Origin of the sequence: Agromyces terreus (genome assembly GCF_009749465.1) — a bacterium.
Classification (GTDB): Bacteria; Actinomycetota; Actinomycetes; order Actinomycetales; family Microbacteriaceae; genus Agromyces; species Agromyces terreus.
In genome coordinates, this window is record NZ_WBIS01000012.1 from 58,043 (window position 1) to 74,553 (window position 16,511).

Here is a 16,511-nt window from a genome sequence, read left to right on the forward strand (position 1 = left end):
CTTTTCTGAGTTGCTACTTGGCGGCGACGAGCGCATCGGCGCCGCCCACGATCTCGGAGATCTGCTGCGTGATCTCGGCCTGACGCGCGTTGTTCGCGAGGCGGGTGTAGTCGGTGATGAGCTTGTCGGCATTGTCGCTGGCCGACTTCATCGCCTTCTGGGTCGCCGCGTGCTTCGCGGCGGACGACTGGAGCAGCGCGTTGAAGATGCGGCTCTCGATGTAGACCGGCAGCAACGAGTCGAGCACGGTCTCGGCGTCGGGCTCGAACTCGTACAGCGGCTCGACCTCGGTGGTCGGCTCGGCGACGCCCTCGACGACCTCGAGCGGCAGGAGGCGGACGACCGAGGGCGTCTGCGTCATCATGCTGACGAAGCGGTTGTAGACGACGAAGATCTCATCGACCCCGCCGTCGGTCGCGTCGCGGAGGAACGCCTCGAGCACGGTGTCGGAGATCTCCTTCGCGAGCTCGAAGTCGGGGCTCTCGGAGCTTCCCGTCCACTGCTGCTCGGACTCGCGACGACGGAACGCGAAGTACCCGACCGCCTTGCGACCGACGAGGAAGTAGCTGACCTCCTTGCCCTCCGAACGGAGCAGCTCGGTGAGCTGTTCCGCCTCTCGGAGGACCTGCGAGTTGAACGCGCCCGCGAGGCCGCGGTCGGACGTGAGGATCACGACCGCGGCGCGCTCGATGCGCTCGGGCTCCGTCGTCAGCACGTGCGCCACGTTCGAGTGCGTCGCCACGGCCGAGACGGCGCGCGTGATCGCCCGCGAATACGGCGTCGAAGCCGCCACCCGCGCCTGCGCCTTCTGGATGCGCGACGCGGCGATGAGCTCCATCGCCTTGGTGATCTTCTTCGTCGTCTGGGCAGACTTGATCTTCTGCCGGTAGACCCGAAGTTGCGCTCCCATGTCTCTCCTGAATTCTTAGCGTCGATCGATCAGTCGTGCGAAGCTCAGCGCTTCGTCTTGACGACCTGCTCCTGGTCGACCTGCTCGGCGTCGATCGGCTCGAACTGCTCGGAGCCGACCGAGGCGAGCGGCTTGCCCTCACCGGTCTGGAACTCGAGCTTGAACTTGTCGACCGAGGAGTCGAGCGTCGCGACGGTCTCGTCGGTCAGCACGTTCGTCTCGCGCAGGTCGCTCAGCACCGAGGTGTTGCGACCCAGGTAGTCGAGCAGCTCGCGCTCGAAGCGCAGGATGTCCTCGACCGGGACCTCGTCGAGCTTGCCGTTGGTGCCGGCCCAGATCGAGACGACCTGCTCCTCGACCGGGTACGGCGAGTACTGCGGCTGCTTGAGCAGCTCGGTGAGGCGAGCACCGCGCGCGAGCTGGCGACGGCTCGCCGCGTCGAGGTCGGACGCGAACATCGCGAACGCCTCGAGCGAGCGGTACTGCGCGAGCTCGAGCTTCAGGGTTCCGGAGACCTTCTTGATGGACTTCACCTGCGCGTCGCCACCGACACGCGAGACCGAGATGCCCACGTCGACCGCCGGACGCTGGTTGGCGTTGAAGAGGTCGGACTGGAGGAAGATCTGGCCGTCGGTGATCGAGATCACGTTGGTCGGGATGTACGCCGAGACGTCGTTGGCCTTCGTCTCGATGATGGGCAGGCCCGTCATCGAACCGGCGCCGAGCTCGTCGGACAGCTTCGCGCAACGCTCGAGCAGACGGGAGTGCAGGTAGAAGACGTCGCCGGGGTACGCCTCGCGTCCCGGCGGACGACGCAGGAGCAGCGAAACGGCACGGTAGGCCTCGGCCTGCTTCGACAGGTCGTCGAAGATGATGAGGACGTGCTTGGAGTCGTACATCCAGTGCTGGCCGATGGCCGAGCCGGTGTAGGGCGCGAGGTACTTGAAGCCGGCGGGGTCGGAGGCCGGGGCCGCGACGATCGTCGTGTACTCCATGGCTCCGGCGTCTTCGAGGGCGCCCTTCACCGAGGCGATGGTCGAGCCCTTCTGGCCGATCGCGACGTAGATGCAGCGGACCTGCTTGTTGACGTCGCCGGAGTCCCAGTTGGCCTTCTGGTTGATGATCGTGTCGATCGCGATGGCCGTCTTGCCGGTCTGGCGGTCGCCGATGATCAGCTGGCGCTGGCCGCGGCCGACGGGGATCATGGCGTCGATCGCCTTGATGCCGGTCTGGAGCGGCTCGTGCACCGACTTGCGCTGCATGACGCCGGGAGCCTGGAGCTCGAGCGCGCGACGGCCCTCGATGCCGGCGATCTCGCCGAGGCCGTCGATCGGGTTGCCGAGCGGGTCGACGACACGGCCGAGGTAACCCTCGCCGACGGGGACCGAGAGGACCTCGCCCGTGCGGGTCACCTCCATGCCCTCCTCGATGCCGGTGAACTCGCCGAGCACGACGACGCCGATCTCGTCTTCGTCGAGGTTCAGCGCGAGGCCGAGCGTGCCGTCAGCGAAACGGATGAGCTCGTTGGCCATGACCGAGGGCAGTCCCTCGACGTGCGCGATGCCGTCTGCGGCGTCGGTGACGTATCCGACCTCGGTCTTCTGCGCCGTGCCCGGCTCGTAGGCCGAGGCGAACTCCGTGAGAGCCGAGCGGATCTCATCGGGGCTGATGGAGAGTTCTGCCATTGTCTTTCCCTTTTCTGTACCGGTTGTACAGCTACTGGTCTGTCGCGGCGCGAGACGCCGGTCGGTGTCGTCCGGCGTCAGCCGGCAAGCTTCTGCCTCAGCGAGCTGAGGCGCGAGGCGACGCTGCCGTCGATGACGTCGTCGCCGATCTGCACGCGGACTCCGCCGAGCACGGCGGGGTCGACGATCGTGTCGAATCGGATGCGGCGGCCCGCCTGTGCGGCGAGGCCCTGCTCGAGGCGGGCGAGCTGTGCGTCGTTCAGTGCGACCGCGCTCGTGACCGTCGCCACCGCGAAACCGCGCTGGTCGGCCACGACGGATGCCGCACCGCGGAGCATCGCTCCGATGCGGCGCCCCCGGGGCGAGAGCACGAGGTGGCGCACGACCGCGAGGGTCGCCGGGTGCACCGAGCCGGAGCCGAGCAGTCGCTCGACCAGCTTCGCCTTGGCCTCGTCGGCCCCGAGCTTCGAGCCGAGCGCGAGCTCGAGTTCGGAGTCCGACGCCACCGTACGCTCGAAGGCGTACAGTTCGGCGTCGAGCTCGACGCTCTCGCCCGCGGCGTCGGCCGCGACACGGAACCCGATCTCTTCGATACCGTCGAGGAAGTCCCCCTGGCTCGACCACCGGTTCGACGCCGCCGCGGTGAGCAGGCTCACCGCGCCGGGCACGAGGCGGCTGCCGAACACCGAGGTGATCAGCTGCCGCTTCTGGGCCTCATCGGCCTCGTTGTCGGTGAGTGCGCTGCGCAACTGCGCAGAACCGGCGATGAGACGGCCGGCCGCGAGAAGATCTTCCGCGACCTGCAGGTCGGCCGGGCCCGACGACGCGAGCGAGGCTCGCGTCGAGGCCAGGGCTTCTCTCGTAGCACTGCCCATGGGTTACTTCGTCTCCCCTGCGGCGGCCTTCTCGGACGCCTCGAGGTCGGCGAGGAACCGGTCGACCACGGCCTGGGCCTTCTGGTCGTCGGTGAGCGACTCGCCGATGACGCCCGAAGCCAGGTCGATCGCGATGGTGCCGACCTCGGAGCGGAGCGAGACGAGCGCGGACTGGCGCTCGGCCTCGATCTGCGCCTGGGCGCTCGCGGTGACGCGAGCAGCCTCGGACACCGCGGCGTCCTTCGCCTCGGCGACGATCTTCTTGCCGTCTTCACGCGCGGTCTCGCGGATGGCACCGGCCTCGGCGCGCGCGTCGGCGAGCTGAGCGGTGTACTGCTCGAGCGCGGCCTCGGCCTTGCGCTGAGCCTCGTCGGCCTTCGCGATGTTTCCCTCGATCGCCTCGCCACGCTCATCGAGCATCTTCTGGACGCGCGGGAGCACGTACTTCCAGAAGAAGATCAGGATGATGACGAAGCAGACCGACGACCAGAGGATGTCGTAGAACTCGGGAATGACCGGGCTGTGGGTCTCGCCACCCTCGGTTGCAGCGCTCAGTACTGCATGAAGCACGTTGGCCTCCTCAGTTGCGGCGGGTGGATCAGACGAAGATGAAGTAGGTCGCGATACCGATGAAGGCGAGCGCCTCGGTGAAGGCGATACCGATCCACATCAGGACCTGGAGGCGACCGGCGAGCTCGGGCTGGCGAGCCACGCCCTCGATGGTCTTGCCGACGACGATGCCCACGCCGATGGCCGGGCCGATGGCTGCGAGGCCGTAGCCGACCGTCGCGATGTTGCCGTTGATCTCAGCGAGAACGGTGGTTGCGTCCACGTTGGGTTTCCTTTCCTAGGGATGTTTCTGGGCGGGTGCCCGGGCTCAGTGCTCTTCGGCGACCGCGAGCTGGATGTAGACCGCGGTGAGAAGGGCGAAGACGTATGCCTGCAGGACGGCGACGAGGATCTCGAACAGCGTGAACGCGAGCCCGAAGGCGAACGTTCCGGCGCCGACCAGGGTCCACCAGCCGCCGAGGGAGAAGACGAAGAACTGCGTGGCTGCGAAGAAGAGCACGAGCAGGAGGTGACCGACGATCATGTTCATCATGAGTCGCAGCGTCAGCGTGATCGGCCGGATGATGAAGGTCGAGATCAGCTCGATCGGCGTGACGATGATGTACACCGGCCACGGGACACCCGAGGGGAAGAGGGAGTTCTTGAAGAAGTTCTTCGGGCTCTTCTTGACGCCCGCGTAGATGAAGGTGATGTAGGCGACGATCGCGAGGACCAGCGGCACACCGATGACGGAGGTGCCGGCGATGTTCAGGAACGGGATGACGCCCGTGATGTTCATGAACAGGATCATGAAGAACATCGTCGTGAGGATCGGCAGGAAGCGCCGGCCGTCCTTCTTGCCGAGGAGATCCTCGGCGATGTTGACGCGAACCAGGTCGAGACCCATCTCGATGAGGCTCTGGAAGCGGCCCGGAACCACGCGGAGATGCCGCGTGCCGAGCCAGAAGACCAGGAGCAGTGCTGCGACCGCGACGAAGCGGACGAGCATGATGCGGTTGATCTCGAAGGCGGTGTCTTCGAAGAGCAGCGCCCCCGGGAAGAATTCGTCGATGGACGGCCCGTGGAATTCACCATCGTTGGTTGACATCGGAACCAGAAGGTTCAGAGCGTTAGCTAGCAGCGCTATCTCCTGTTTCGGGGCGTGGAGCTCGGCTCTCGCGACGACGAACATCGGAACGGTTTCACGCACAGGCCGAAGCAGGCGTTTACCGGGGGGATCCCCATTACTCTAGCAAGAGTTCGGGCATCGGACGAATCGCCGTCGAAGTTCGTTCGAGCCGACTTCGACACGACGTCGAAATTCAGTCGTCGGTCGGCGCCGGCGGCAGTTCGACATCGCTGACATGCGGCATGCGCGAGGTCGTGATCACGATCACGTCGACCACGAGCGAGGCGATGACGCCCGCTACGAGGCTGAGGAAGAGCACGGTCGTGTCGAGCCACGCGGCGTCGCGCAGGAGCACCACGAGCACGATGAAGACGATGAACTTCAGCAGCCAGCCGCCGAGCACGATGCCGAAGAATGCGCCCACGAAGAGGTCGCTCGAGGCGAACCGGTTCGCGATGAGGATGCTCGCCGCGGTGATGCCCATGAAGACGACCGCCATGGCCGTGCCCACGAGCGCCCCGGCGAGCCCTTCGCCGCCGGCGAAGACGAACCCGAGCACGGCCGTGACCACGAACAGGACGGCGGCCACGATGCCGCCGAGCGTGAGGGCGCGCCGCAGCACCGGGTTGGAGGTCGGCGTGCGATCGGCGGATTCAGGGCGTGCGTCGGTCATCAGGCTCCAGTCGTGGGGTCGCCCGATTCTACCGACGGCTCCCTGAGCGGATGCCGGTCGGCTGCGCCGGGCGGCAGCACCTCGACCACCCCGTGCGGGCCCAGCTCGTCGGCGGTCTCCGCCTCGGCGGCCGACCCCTCCTCGACCGCGGGAGCGGCGAGGTCGAGCGCGAGCTCGGCCTCCGCTCCGCTGCCGGGCGTGGCCTCGGCGGCGACGGTCAGGCGCTTGCGTCGGCCGAGCGGCGCGAGCGTCACGATCGCGCAGGCCACGAATCCGACGCCGAGGAGCAGGAACGCCCAGCGGGCGCTGATGCCGAGGTAGACGGGGAACACGTACGTCATGAGGCATCCGATCGATGCGACCGCGGTCCAGCCGTAGAAGATGAGCACGGCGTTCAGATGCGAGTGGCCCATGTCGAGCAGTCGGTGGTGCAGGTGCTTGCGGTCGGCGGCGAACGGCGACTTGCCGGCCCGCAGGCGGCGCACGACGGCGAGGCCGAAGTCGAGCAACGGGATCAGGAGCACCACGACGGGCAGGATGATCGGGATGAACGCCGCGAAGAGCTGGTTGAACCCGACGCCCGCCGGGTTCAGCTGCCCGGTGACCGCGATCGCCGAGGTCGCCATCAGCAGGCCGACGAGCAGCGCGCCGGCGTCGCCCATGAACAGCTTCGCCGGACGCCAGTTGAGCGGCAGGAACCCGGCGCAGGCCCCCACGAGGATGATCGCGATCATCGAGGCGAGGTTGAAGTAGTTCGTGGGCGAGGTCTGCTGCACGAGCAGGTACGTGTAGACGAAGAACACGCCGTTGGAGATGAGCGAGACGCCCGCCACGAGCCCGTCGAGCCCGTCGATGAAGTTGACGGCGTTCATCACGAGCACGATCACGAAGACCGTGAGGGTCGCGAACATCCACGAGGAGCCGACGAGGATGCCGCCGATCGGCAGCGAGACGATCGAGACGCCCTGCCAGGCGATCAGGCCGGCGGCGATGAACTGGCCGGCGAGCTTGGTGGTCCAGTCGAGGTCCCAGATGTCGTCGGCGACGCCGATGAGCACGATGAGCAGCGCCGCGCCCAGGATGGAGAGCACCTGCGTCGGGTCCTGGAAGATGATCGCGACGTTCGCGAAGCGCGTCGGGCCGAGGCTCGAGACGAACCACGCCGCCCCGAACGCCACGAGGATGCCGACGAACATCGCGATGCCGCCGAGCCTGGGCGTCGGCCGGGTGTGCACGTCGCGCTCGCGGATCTTCGGGTAGAGCCGGTACTTGAGGCTCAGTTTCCAGACGACGTACGACCCGACGAGGGTCACCAGCGCCGCGATCAGCGCGAGCGCGAGGAAGAGGGTCATGAGGCGGCGGGGTCCGTCTCGTCGACGGATGCCGCGGGCCGACTGCCGGCATCGGTGACGGATGCCGCGGGCTCGCCGTCTGCACCGGCGGCGCTCGGCTCGGCGGCGCTCGGCTCGGCGGCGGGCAGCGCCGTGGGCGGCGCCAGCAGCTCCTCGCCGACGACCTCGGCGATGCGCTCGCGGGAGATGACGCCGGCCCGCACGATGCGGAGCACTCCCCCGTCGGCGGTCAGCGCGGTGGCGTCGACGATGGTCGACGACGTGTCGCCCGGACGCTCGCCGATGGGCTCGTAGCCCGTTCCCGCCGGGCCGCCGTCGAGGTAGACGGCCACGGAGTCGCCGAGCATCTCGGCGGCGTCGGACGCGCTCGCGGCGGACGGCATGCCGCTGAGGTTCGCCGAGGACACGGCCAGCGGGCCCGTCTCGGAGAGCAGCTCGAGCGCGAACCGGTTGTCGGGCATGCGCAGCGCGACGGTGCCGCGGGTCTCGCCCAGGTCCCAGGTGAGCGAGGGCTGCGCGTGCAGGATCACCGTCAGCCCGCCGGGCCAGAACGCCGCGACGAGCTTGCGCACGGCTTCGGGCACCTCGCGCGCGAGCGCGTCGAGCGTCGGGATGCCCGGGATCAGCACGGGCGGCGGCGACGTGCGCTCACGGCCCTTCGCTTCGAGCAGCCGGGTGACCGCCGCGGGGTCGAAGGCGTCTGCGGCGAGACCGTAGACGGTGTCGGTGGGCAGCACCACGAGCTGGCCGCGGCCGATGGCTCCGCGCGCGAGGCGCATGCCCGTGAGCAGCTGGGATTCGACCGAGCAGTCGTAGATGGCAGTCATGACCGCTCGATTCTAGACCAGCGGGGCCGCCGCTCCCGGGCCCGCGGCAGGGCGGATGCCTCGAGCGCCGTCGAGCCCGAGGCATCCGCACGAGGCATCCGCAGGAGGCATCCGCCCGCCTGCTCAGCGACGGCCCGCCTTGCGACGGAACAGCCACGCGCCCCAGACCGCGGCCGCCGCGATGATCGCGAGGCACCACCCGAGGGCCCACCAGGCCTCGGCGCCGAGGGGCGCGTCGGTGAGCAGCGCCCGGATCGTCTCGATGACCGGCGTGATCGGCTGGTGCTCCGCGACGGGCTGCAGCCAGCCGGGCATGGTGTCGACCGGCACGAACGCGCTCGACACGTAGGGCAGGAAGAGCAGGATGAACCCGTAGCCGTTCGCGGCCTCTGGCGTCTTGGCCGCCAGCCCGATCGCGGCGAAGAGGTACGTGATCGCGAGGATGTAGAGCGCGACCACGGCGAAGACGCCCAGCCACTCGAGCGGGGTCGCCGACGGCCGGAAGCCGACCAGCAGCCCGACGCAGATCACGACGGCGGTCGCGAACAGGTTGCGCACGAGACTCGCGACGACATGGCCCGTGAGCACGGCCCCGCTCCGGATCGGCATCGTGCGGAACCGGTCGATGACGCCCGTCGCCATGTCGTTCGCGACCGAGACCGCGGTCGCGGCCGACCCGAAGCCGGCGCAGAGCAGGATGATGCCCGGCACGACGTAGTCGACGTAGTCGCCCGACGGGTCGATCGCGTTGCCGAAGATCCACGTGAACATCAGCATGAGCATCACGGGCAGCATGACGGCCAGGAGCATCGACTCGACGTCGCGCACCGAGTGCGTGAAGCTGCGCCCGATGAAGACGCGTTCGGCGGTGAGGGCGCCGAGTCGCGGCCGGAGGGCGGGGGCGGCACCGGCTCGAGGGCCGGCGGCGGGCGTGGATGCGGTGGCGGTGGATGCGGTCATCGTGACTCCTGGAGTGCGGGGGCGTGCTCGCGCCCGGTGAGCTGGAGGAACACGTCGTCGAGGCTCGGACGACGGATGGAGACGGCCGAGCCGTCGACGGATGCCGCGGCGAGCCGGTCGAGCTCCTCGACCGCCCGGCGCAGCCCGTGCACGGTGCCGTCGGTCGGGAGCTCGGCGAGGAGCGCCCCCTCGGCGTCGCGCAGTTCGACGACCTCGCCGCCCACGAGGGCCTTGAGCTCGTCGGCCGTGCCCTCGGCGACGACCCGGCCGCGGTCGAGCACCGCGATGCGATCGGCGAGGAGGTCGGCCTCTTCGAGGTACTGGGTCGTGAGGAAGACGGTCGCGCCCCCGTCGGCGAGCGAGCGGATGACCCGCCACAGCTCCTGCCGGCTGCGCGTGTCGAGCCCGGTCGTGGGCTCGTCGAGGAAGATCACCGGCACGTCGACGACGAGGCTCAGCGCCAGGTCGAGGCGGCGCCGCATGCCGCCGGAGTAGGTGCCGAGGCGCCGGCCCGCGGCATCCGAGAGCTCGAAGCGTCGCAGGAGCTCGTCGGCCCGGCGTCTCGCGCCGCGCGCCGAGAGGCCCGAGAGCCGCCCGAACATCACGAGGTTCTCGGCGCCGGTCAGCACCTCGTCGACGGCGGCGGACTGGCCCGTGAGGCTGATGCGCCGCTTGACCGCCTCGGGGTCGGCGACCACGTCGTGGCCGGCGATGCGGGCGGTGCCCTCGTCGGGGTGCACGAGCGTCGTGAGGATGTTGATGGTGGTGGTCTTGCCGGCCCCGTTCGGGCCGAGCAGGGCGAAGATCGTGCCGGCCGGCACGGCGAGGTCGAGCCCCGTGAGCACGTCGGCGGGGCCGAAGCGCTTGCGGAGCCCGCGGGCGTCGATGGCGAGGTGCATGGTGTCTGCTCCGTTCCTGGCGGTCGCACGCTCTCTGCATGCGACGTAAACTGTTTAGGTCATATACTGCGTTTAAGTAATACACAGTTCTAGACTGTCGTCAACACCGAATGGACGGATGCCGATGGCCGAGCAGACCCCCGACCCCGAACTGCCGCGCGGCGTGGCGCTCGCCTGGGGCGTCGCCGCGAACCCGCAGCGGGGGCCGAAGCGCGAGCTCTCGATCGAGCGCATCGTCGAGACGGCGATGGAGATCGCCGACGCCGACGGCCTCGAGGCCGTGTCGATGAGCCGGGTCGCGACCGCGCTCGGCTTCACGACCATGTCGCTCTACCGCTACGTCACGAGCAAGGACGACCTGATCCTGCTCATGCAGGAGGCGGCGACCGACATGCCCGCCCCCGACGAGTCGATCGAGCGCGGCTGGCGCGAGGGCGTGACCGCCTGGGTGCACGGCATCCGGGCCTGCTACGAGCTGCACCCCTGGCTCGTCGACATCCCCGTCTCGGGGGCGCCCATCACGCCGAACGCGCTCATGGTCGTCGACTGGTTCCTGCGCGAGGTGCGCGAGCTCCCCCTGAGCGACGGCGAGAAGATGTCGACCCTGCTCATGTTCACCAGCTACGCCCGCGCCACCGGTGCGCAGGAGCGCGACCTCGCCCGCGCCGCCGCGGCCGCCGGCCCCGGCGAGATCACCGGCGAGCGCTACCTCGGCACCCTCACCGAACTCGTCACGCCCGAGCGCTTCCCGCATCTCGCACCGCTGTTCCTCGGCGGCGGCTACGTCGAGACGGGCGGCGCCGACCCGGCGCAGACGCCCCAGACCGACGACGACTTCGCCTTCGGCCTGCACCGCATGCTCGACGGCATCGAGACGTACGTCGCGCAGCACGGCAACGGCGACGGCGACGGCGACGGCGACGCGGCAGCGTCTCCCCCGTCGCGGGCCTCGTCGCAGGCGGCTCCCGCCCTCGACCCGCCACGCGATCCCGAGGTGCGCGAGGCGGCGAAGCGGCGACGCGAGGCCGAGAAGGCGCTGCGCGAGGCGCAGAAGCGCGAGCGCGAGGCGATCAAGCGGGCACGCGAGCGGCAGCGGTAGCGGGTCGGTGCCGGGTCGGGCGGATGCCGCGGCGAACCCGTCGAGCGGATGCCGCGGCGAACGTCTCGGCGAACCCGTCGAGCGGATGCCGCGGCGAACGTCACGGCCGGCGGCGACCGCTCAGCGCACCGCCGTCGTCGCCCGGTCGCGCATCGTCAGGTCGCGGTGGTGCGCGATCGCCCGCCAGCCGTCGGCGGCGAGCAGTTCGGCGATCTGCGCCGACTGCGTCTCGAAGTGCTCGATCACGAGCACGCCGCCCGGACGCAGCAGTGCGAGCGCGCGCATCGACAGCGCCCGGATCACCTCGAGCCCGTCGGCACCGCCGTAGAGGGCGACCACCGGATCGTGCAGATGCACCTCGGGGTCGGCCGGGATCGCCGCGGCCGGCACGTACGGCGGGTTCGAGACCACGACCGACACCGTGCCGTCGAGCTCGGGCAGGGCCTCGGCCAGGTCGCCGACGACGAGCTCGACGTCGGCCCCCGTCTCGGCGATGTTGCGGCGCGCCCACTCGGCCGCCTCGGGCGAGAGCTCGACCGCGTACACCCCGGCATGCGGCACCTCGGTCGCGAGCGCCAGGGCGATCGCGCCGCTGCCCGTGCCGAGATCCACCGCGATCGGCTGGGGCTCGGGCATCGAGCGCAGCGCCTCGATCGCGAGCTCCGCGACGCCCTCGGTCTCGGGGCGGGGCACGAGCACCCCCGGCCCCACGAGCAGCTCGAGGTTGCGGAACGGCGCCCGCCCCGTGATGTGCTGCAGCGGTTCACGAGCGGCGCGGCGCTCGACGAGACGGCGCAGTTCCGCGGCATCCGTCTCGCCGATCTCTCCGCCCATGATCGACCGGGCCTGCACGCCGCCGCGCGAGAGGCCGAGCACGTGCCCGAGCAGCAGCTCGGCGTCGACCTCGGGATCGGGCACGCCGGCGGCGGTCAGACGGGCGACGGCCGCCTCGCGCACGGCGCGGAACGAACGATCTCCGACGGCCCGCGGCATCCCTGCATCCATGAAATGGAATGTAACGCACGTGACCCGGGAACAGCCCCCGCCTAGGCTGGCCTTCGGCGCCCGCTGCCGCACCCCGACCCGAGAGGAAGCCCCATGGCTCAGATCTTCGACAACATCACCGAGGCCTTCGGTCGCACGCCGCTCGTGCGCCTGAACCGCGTCACCGAGGGTGCCGGCGCGACCGTGCTCGGCAAGCTCGAGTTCTACAACCCCTCGGCCAGCGTCAAGGACCGCCTGGGCATCGCGATCGTCGACGCCGCGGAGGCGTCGGGCGAGCTCGCGGCCGGCGGCACCATCGTCGAGGGCACCAGCGGCAACACCGGCATCGCGCTCGCCATGGTCGGCGCCGCGCGCGGCTACAAGGTCGTCCTCGCCATGCCCGAGACCATGTCGGCCGAGCGCAAGGCGCTCCTGAAGGCCTACGGCGCAGAGCTCGTCCTCACGCCCGGCTCCGAGGGAATGAAGGGCGCCGTCGCCCGCGCCGAGCAGATCGCCGCCGAGACCCCCGGCGCCGTGCTCGCGAAGCAGTTCGCCAACCGGGCCAACGTCGAGATCCACCGTCGCACCACCGCTGAAGAGATCTGGGCCGACACCGAGGGCGGCGTCGACATCTTCATCGCCGGCATCGGCACCGGCGGCACGATCTCCGGCGTCGGCCAGGTGCTGAAGGAGAAGAAGCCCGAGGTGCAGGTCATCGGCGTCGAGCCCGCCGAATCGCCCATCCTCAACGGCGGTGCCCCCGGCCCGCACAAGATCCAGGGCATCGGCGCGAACTTCGTGCCCGACATCCTCGACCGCGAGGTCTACGACGAGATCTTCGACGTCAACATCGACCAGGCTGTCGCCACCGCACGCCGCCTCGGCACCGAGGAGGGCATCCTCGGCGGCATCTCGTCGGGCGCCACCGTCTACGCGGCCCTCGAGGTCGCCAAGCGCCCCGAGAACGCCGGCAAGACGATCGTCGTGATCCTCGCCAGCTACGGCGAGCGCTACCTCTCGACGGTGCTGTACGAAGGTCTGCTTGACTGACCGGGTGAGCATCTTCTCCCGCTTGAAGGAAGACCTCGCGACCGCGCGTGCCCACGACCCGGCAGCACGCAGCGATCTCGAGGTCTTCCTCGTCTACTCGGGCCTGCACGCGGTGTGGGCGTCCCGGCTCACGCACCGGCTCTGGGTCGCCGGATTCCGCTTTCCGGCCCGGGTCATCTCGCAGGTGACGAGGTTCCTCACCGGCATCGAGATCCACCCCGGCGCGACGATCGGCCGGCGGTTCTTCATCGACCACGGCATGGGCGTCGTGATCGGCGAGACCGCCGTCATCGGCGACGACGTCATGCTCTACCACGGCGTCACGCTGGGCGGAAAGGCCCCGCGGCACACGCCGCCCGGCACGAAGCGGCACCCGACCCTGGGCGACGGCGTCACCATCGGCGCCGGCGCCAAGGTGCTCGGCGACATCACGATCGGGGCGCGCAGCGCCGTCGGCGCCAACGCCGTCGTCACCCGCGACGCTCCCCCGCACTCGCTGCTCGTCGGCGTTCCCGCGATTCCACGTCCGCTCTCCGACGCCGCCGCCGACGCCTCACGGGGCGTCCACGACTGGCACATCTGAGCTCACGGGGCGGATGCACGAGGGGGGGATGCCGCGGCATCCGCCCCCTCGCACCTCACGTCACCCGCGCACGCGCCGACGTTCGGTGATCGAGTCGCTCAGGCGTCGCCGTGGCCGGCGAGCTGCGCCTCCTCGTCGGCCTGGACGGCCGAATCGATGAGGGGGTCGAGCGCGCCGTTCATGACCTGGTCGAGGTTGTAGGCCTTGTACCCGGTGCGATGATCGGCGATTCGGTTCTCGGGGAAGTTGTACGTGCGGATGCGCTCGGAGCGATCCATCGAGCGGATCTGCGACTTGCGGGCGTCGGATGCCGCGGCGTCGAGCTCCTCCTGCTGACGAGCGAGGATGCGGGCACGGAGCACGCGCATCGCCGCCTCGCGGTTCTGCAGCTGCGACTTCTCGTTCTGCATCGACACCACGATGCCCGTGGGCAGGTGCGTGATGCGCACGGCGGAGTCGGTCGTGTTGACCGACTGGCCGCCGGGACCCGACGACCGGTAGACGTCGATCTTCAGGTCGTTCTGGTTGATGTCGACCTCTTCGGGCTCGTCGACCTCGGGGAAGACGAGCACGCCCGTCGTCGACGTGTGGATGCGCCCCTGCGTCTCGGTGACGGGCACGCGCTGCACGCGGTGCACGCCGCCCTCGTACTTGAGGTGCGCCCAGACGCCCTGCGACGGGTCGGTGGCGTTGGACTTGATCGCCACCTGCACGTCTTTGTACCCGCCGAGATCGGACTCGTTCTGGTCGAGGAGCTCGACCTTCCAGCCCTTCGACTGCGCGTACTGCATGTACATGCGCAGGAGATCGCCGGCGAAGAGCGCGCTCTCGGCGCCGCCCTCACCGCCCTTGATCTCCATGATCACGTCGCGGCCATCGTCGGGGTCGCGCGGGATCAGGAGCCGCCGGAGCTTCTCCTGACCCTGCGCGAGCTCCTCTTCGAGTGCGGGAACCTCTTCGGCGAACGCGTCGTCCTCTTTCGCCAGCTCGCGCGCGGCGGCGAGGTCGTCTTGGGCCTGCTGCCATGCCGAGTGCGCGGCGACGATGCGGCTGAGCTCGGCGTAACGCCGGTTCACCTTCTTCGCGCGCGCCGCGTCGGCGTGCAGCGCCGGGTCGGCGAGCGCCTCCTGGAGCTCGGCGTGCTCGGCGAGCAGGCCCTTGACGGATTCGAACACGAGATCCTCAGCGGTGGTCGTGCTCGTTCGCGTGCGCCGAGCCGTGGCCGTTGGCGCCCACGGGCATCGACTTCTGCATGAGCATCAGGAACTCGACGTTGGACTGGGTCTCCTTGAGGCGCCCCAGGACGGCCTCGAGCGCCGGCTGCTGGTCGAGGCCGGCGAGGGCGCGACGCAGCTTCCAGGTGATCTTGACCTCGTCGGGCGAGAGCAGCATCTCTTCGCGGCGCGTGGACGACGCGTTGACGTCGACGGCCGGGAAGATGCGCTTGTCGGCGAGCTGACGGCTGAGGCGGAGCTCGCTGTTGCCGGTGCCCTTGAACTCCTCGAAGATGACCTCGTCCATCTTGGAACCGGTCTCGACGAGCGCGGTCGCGAGGATGGTGAGCGAGCCGCCGTTCTCGATGTTGCGCGCTGCGCCGAAGAAGCGCTTCGGCGGGTAGAGCGCCGAGGCGTCGACGCCGCCCGAGAGGATGCGGCCCGAGGTGGGTGCCGCGAGGTTGTAGGCGCGGCCGAGTCGGGTGATCGAGTCGAGCAGCACGACGACGTCGTGACCGAGCTCGACGAGGCGCTTGGCGCGCTCGATGGCGAGCTCGGCGACCGTCGTGTGGTCTTCGGCCGGACGGTCGAAGGTGGAGGCGATGACCTCGCCCTTCACCGTGCGCTGCATGTCGGTGACCTCTTCGGGGCGCTCGTCGACGAGCACGACCATGAGGTGGACCTCGGGGTTGTTGATCGAGATGGCGTTCGCGATCTGCTGCAGCACGATCGTCTTGCCGGCCTTCGGGGGCGCGACGATGAGGCCGCGCTGGCCCTTGCCGATGGGGGCGACGAGGTCGATGATGCGCTGCGTGAGCTTGGTGGGCTCGGTCTCGAGGCGCAGACGCTCCTGCGGGTAGAGCGGAGTGAGCTTCTGGAACTCGACGCGCGCGCCCGACTCCTCGATGGTCTGCCCGTTGACCGAGTCGACCTTCACGAGGGCGTTGTACTTCTGGCGGCTGTTCGACTCGGAGTCGCGCGGCTGCTTGATCGAGCCGACGACCGCGTCGCCCTTGCGCAGGTGGTACTTCTTGACCTGGCCGAGCGAGACGTAGACGTCGCTCGGGCCGGGCAGGTAGCCCGTGGTGCGCACGAACGCGTAGTTGTCGAGCACGTCGAGGATGCCCGCGATCGGGATGAGCACGTCGTCGTCGAGGATCTCGGGCTCGAGCTCGTCGCCGCCGGTCTGCCCACGACGCTTGCGGTCGCGGTAGCGGTTGCGGCGGCCGCCTTCGCCGTCGGCGGGCTGCTGCTCGCCGCGGCCCTGATCGCGGTTCTGGTTCTGGCGGTTTCCGTCGGCCTGCTTGGACTCGGCGGCGTCGGCCTGGCGGTCGCGGTCGCCGTTCTGGCGGTCGCGGTCGCCGTTCTGGCGGTCGCCGCGGCCCTGGCGGGCGGGCTGGTCGTCGCCCTTGCGGGACTCGCCCTTGCCCTGGCGGTCGGCGTTGCCGCCGTTCTGCGCGCCCTGGGCGTCGCCGGACTTCTGGGCGTCGTCGCCCGAGCGCTCGGCTCGCTCGCGCTCGCCGCCGCGACGACCGCGGTTGCGGCTGCGGCCCTGTCGGGGCTGCTCGGCGGGGGTCTCGGCGTCGGCCTCGCCCTCGCCCGACTTGGCGCCGCGGCCGGTCGCGGCCGCGAGCTCCTCGCGGACGGCGGCCCGTGCGGCCTCGCGTGCGTCGTCGGAGTCGCCGGACGCGGCGGGCGCGTCGGCGGGAGCGGCGGCTGCCT

General features: G+C 69.9%; 17 protein-coding genes. 3 read left to right on the forward strand and 14 right to left on the reverse strand.

What is annotated here, in order from left to right:
• Positions 1–13: 13 nt before the first annotated feature.
• From GQQ92_RS15175 to GQQ92_RS15225, 11 genes are all read right to left on the reverse strand, one after another.
• Positions 14–910 carry a F0F1 ATP synthase subunit gamma gene (locus tag GQQ92_RS15175; protein WP_157000143.1) on the reverse strand — a complete coding sequence of 299 codons (897 nt, stop codon included), beginning with the start codon at positions 908–910 and terminating at the stop codon, positions 14–16.
• Between the two features lie 44 nt (positions 911–954).
• Positions 955–2,595, reverse strand: a complete 1,641-nt coding sequence (gene atpA, locus GQQ92_RS15180) for a F0F1 ATP synthase subunit alpha (RefSeq protein WP_157000144.1) — start codon at positions 2,593–2,595, stop codon at positions 955–957.
• A gap of 77 nt (positions 2,596–2,672) precedes the next feature.
• Positions 2,673–3,470: a F0F1 ATP synthase subunit delta gene (locus GQQ92_RS15185; protein ID WP_157000145.1), complete on the reverse strand. Its 798-nt coding sequence runs from the start codon at positions 3,468–3,470 to the stop codon at positions 2,673–2,675.
• Positions 3,471–3,473: 3 nt separating this feature from the next.
• Complete coding sequence (locus tag GQQ92_RS15190) at positions 3,474–4,040, reverse strand: F0F1 ATP synthase subunit B (RefSeq protein ID WP_157000146.1); 567 nt, start codon at positions 4,038–4,040, stop codon at positions 3,474–3,476.
• Between the two features lie 28 nt (positions 4,041–4,068).
• A complete protein-coding gene (gene atpE / locus GQQ92_RS15195) occupies positions 4,069–4,302 on the reverse strand; it encodes an ATP synthase F0 subunit C (protein ID WP_022888426.1) in 234 nt (77 codons plus the stop codon).
• A 45-nt stretch (positions 4,303–4,347) separates the two neighbouring features.
• Positions 4,348–5,127 (reverse strand): F0F1 ATP synthase subunit A, encoded by a 780-nt coding sequence (gene atpB / locus GQQ92_RS15200; protein WP_232057734.1) that lies wholly within the window; start codon positions 5,125–5,127, stop codon positions 4,348–4,350.
• Between the two features lie 214 nt (positions 5,128–5,341).
• Positions 5,342–5,821 carry a hypothetical protein gene (locus GQQ92_RS15205; protein WP_157000147.1) on the reverse strand — a complete coding sequence of 160 codons (480 nt, stop codon included), beginning with the start codon at positions 5,819–5,821 and terminating at the stop codon, positions 5,342–5,344.
• Positions 5,821–7,173 (reverse strand): MraY family glycosyltransferase, encoded by a 1,353-nt coding sequence (locus GQQ92_RS15210; protein WP_157000148.1) that lies wholly within the window; start codon positions 7,171–7,173, stop codon positions 5,821–5,823. Before GQQ92_RS15210 ends, GQQ92_RS15205 begins: the two co-directional genes overlap by 1 nt.
• On the reverse strand, positions 7,170–8,000 hold the full coding sequence (locus GQQ92_RS15215) for an L-threonylcarbamoyladenylate synthase (RefSeq protein WP_157000149.1): 831 nt from the start codon (positions 7,998–8,000) through the stop codon (positions 7,170–7,172). Before GQQ92_RS15215 ends, GQQ92_RS15210 begins: the two co-directional genes overlap by 4 nt.
• A 123-nt stretch (positions 8,001–8,123) precedes the next feature.
• The gene (locus GQQ92_RS15220; protein ID WP_157000150.1) at positions 8,124–8,960 is read right to left on the reverse strand and encodes an ABC transporter permease; all 837 of its coding nucleotides are present in this window, start codon (positions 8,958–8,960) and stop codon (positions 8,124–8,126) included.
• On the reverse strand, positions 8,957–9,859 hold the full coding sequence (locus GQQ92_RS15225; protein WP_157000151.1) for an ATP-binding cassette domain-containing protein: 903 nt from the start codon (positions 9,857–9,859) through the stop codon (positions 8,957–8,959). Before GQQ92_RS15225 ends, GQQ92_RS15220 begins: the two co-directional genes overlap by 4 nt.
• A gap of 124 nt (positions 9,860–9,983) precedes the next feature.
• Between GQQ92_RS15225 and GQQ92_RS15230 the strand changes: the two genes are divergently transcribed.
• Positions 9,984–10,958: a TetR/AcrR family transcriptional regulator C-terminal domain-containing protein gene (locus GQQ92_RS15230; protein WP_157000152.1), complete on the forward strand. Its 975-nt coding sequence runs from the start codon at positions 9,984–9,986 to the stop codon at positions 10,956–10,958.
• Positions 10,959–11,078: 120 nt separating this feature from the next.
• Here GQQ92_RS15230 and prmC read toward each other — a convergent pair whose 3' ends face one another.
• Positions 11,079–11,963 carry a peptide chain release factor N(5)-glutamine methyltransferase gene (gene prmC, locus GQQ92_RS15235; RefSeq protein WP_372493393.1) on the reverse strand — a complete coding sequence of 295 codons (885 nt, stop codon included), beginning with the start codon at positions 11,961–11,963 and terminating at the stop codon, positions 11,079–11,081.
• Positions 11,964–12,056: 93 nt separating this feature from the next.
• On the opposite strand from prmC, the gene cysK reads away from it, so the two are divergent.
• The gene (gene cysK / locus GQQ92_RS15240) at positions 12,057–12,992 is read left to right on the forward strand and encodes a cysteine synthase A (RefSeq protein WP_157000153.1); all 936 of its coding nucleotides are present in this window, start codon (positions 12,057–12,059) and stop codon (positions 12,990–12,992) included.
• Between the two features lie 4 nt (positions 12,993–12,996).
• On the forward strand, positions 12,997–13,575 hold the full coding sequence (epsC, locus tag GQQ92_RS15245) for a serine O-acetyltransferase EpsC (protein WP_232057735.1): 579 nt from the start codon (positions 12,997–12,999) through the stop codon (positions 13,573–13,575).
• A gap of 98 nt (positions 13,576–13,673) precedes the next feature.
• On the opposite strand, the gene prfA is transcribed toward epsC, so the two are convergent.
• The gene (prfA, locus tag GQQ92_RS15250; protein ID WP_157000155.1) at positions 13,674–14,750 is read right to left on the reverse strand and encodes a peptide chain release factor 1; all 1,077 of its coding nucleotides are present in this window, start codon (positions 14,748–14,750) and stop codon (positions 13,674–13,676) included.
• 7 nt (positions 14,751–14,757) lie between these two features.
• On the reverse strand, positions 14,758–16,511 hold a 1,754-nt coding region (gene rho / locus GQQ92_RS15255), incomplete at its 5' end, for a transcription termination factor Rho (protein WP_157000156.1).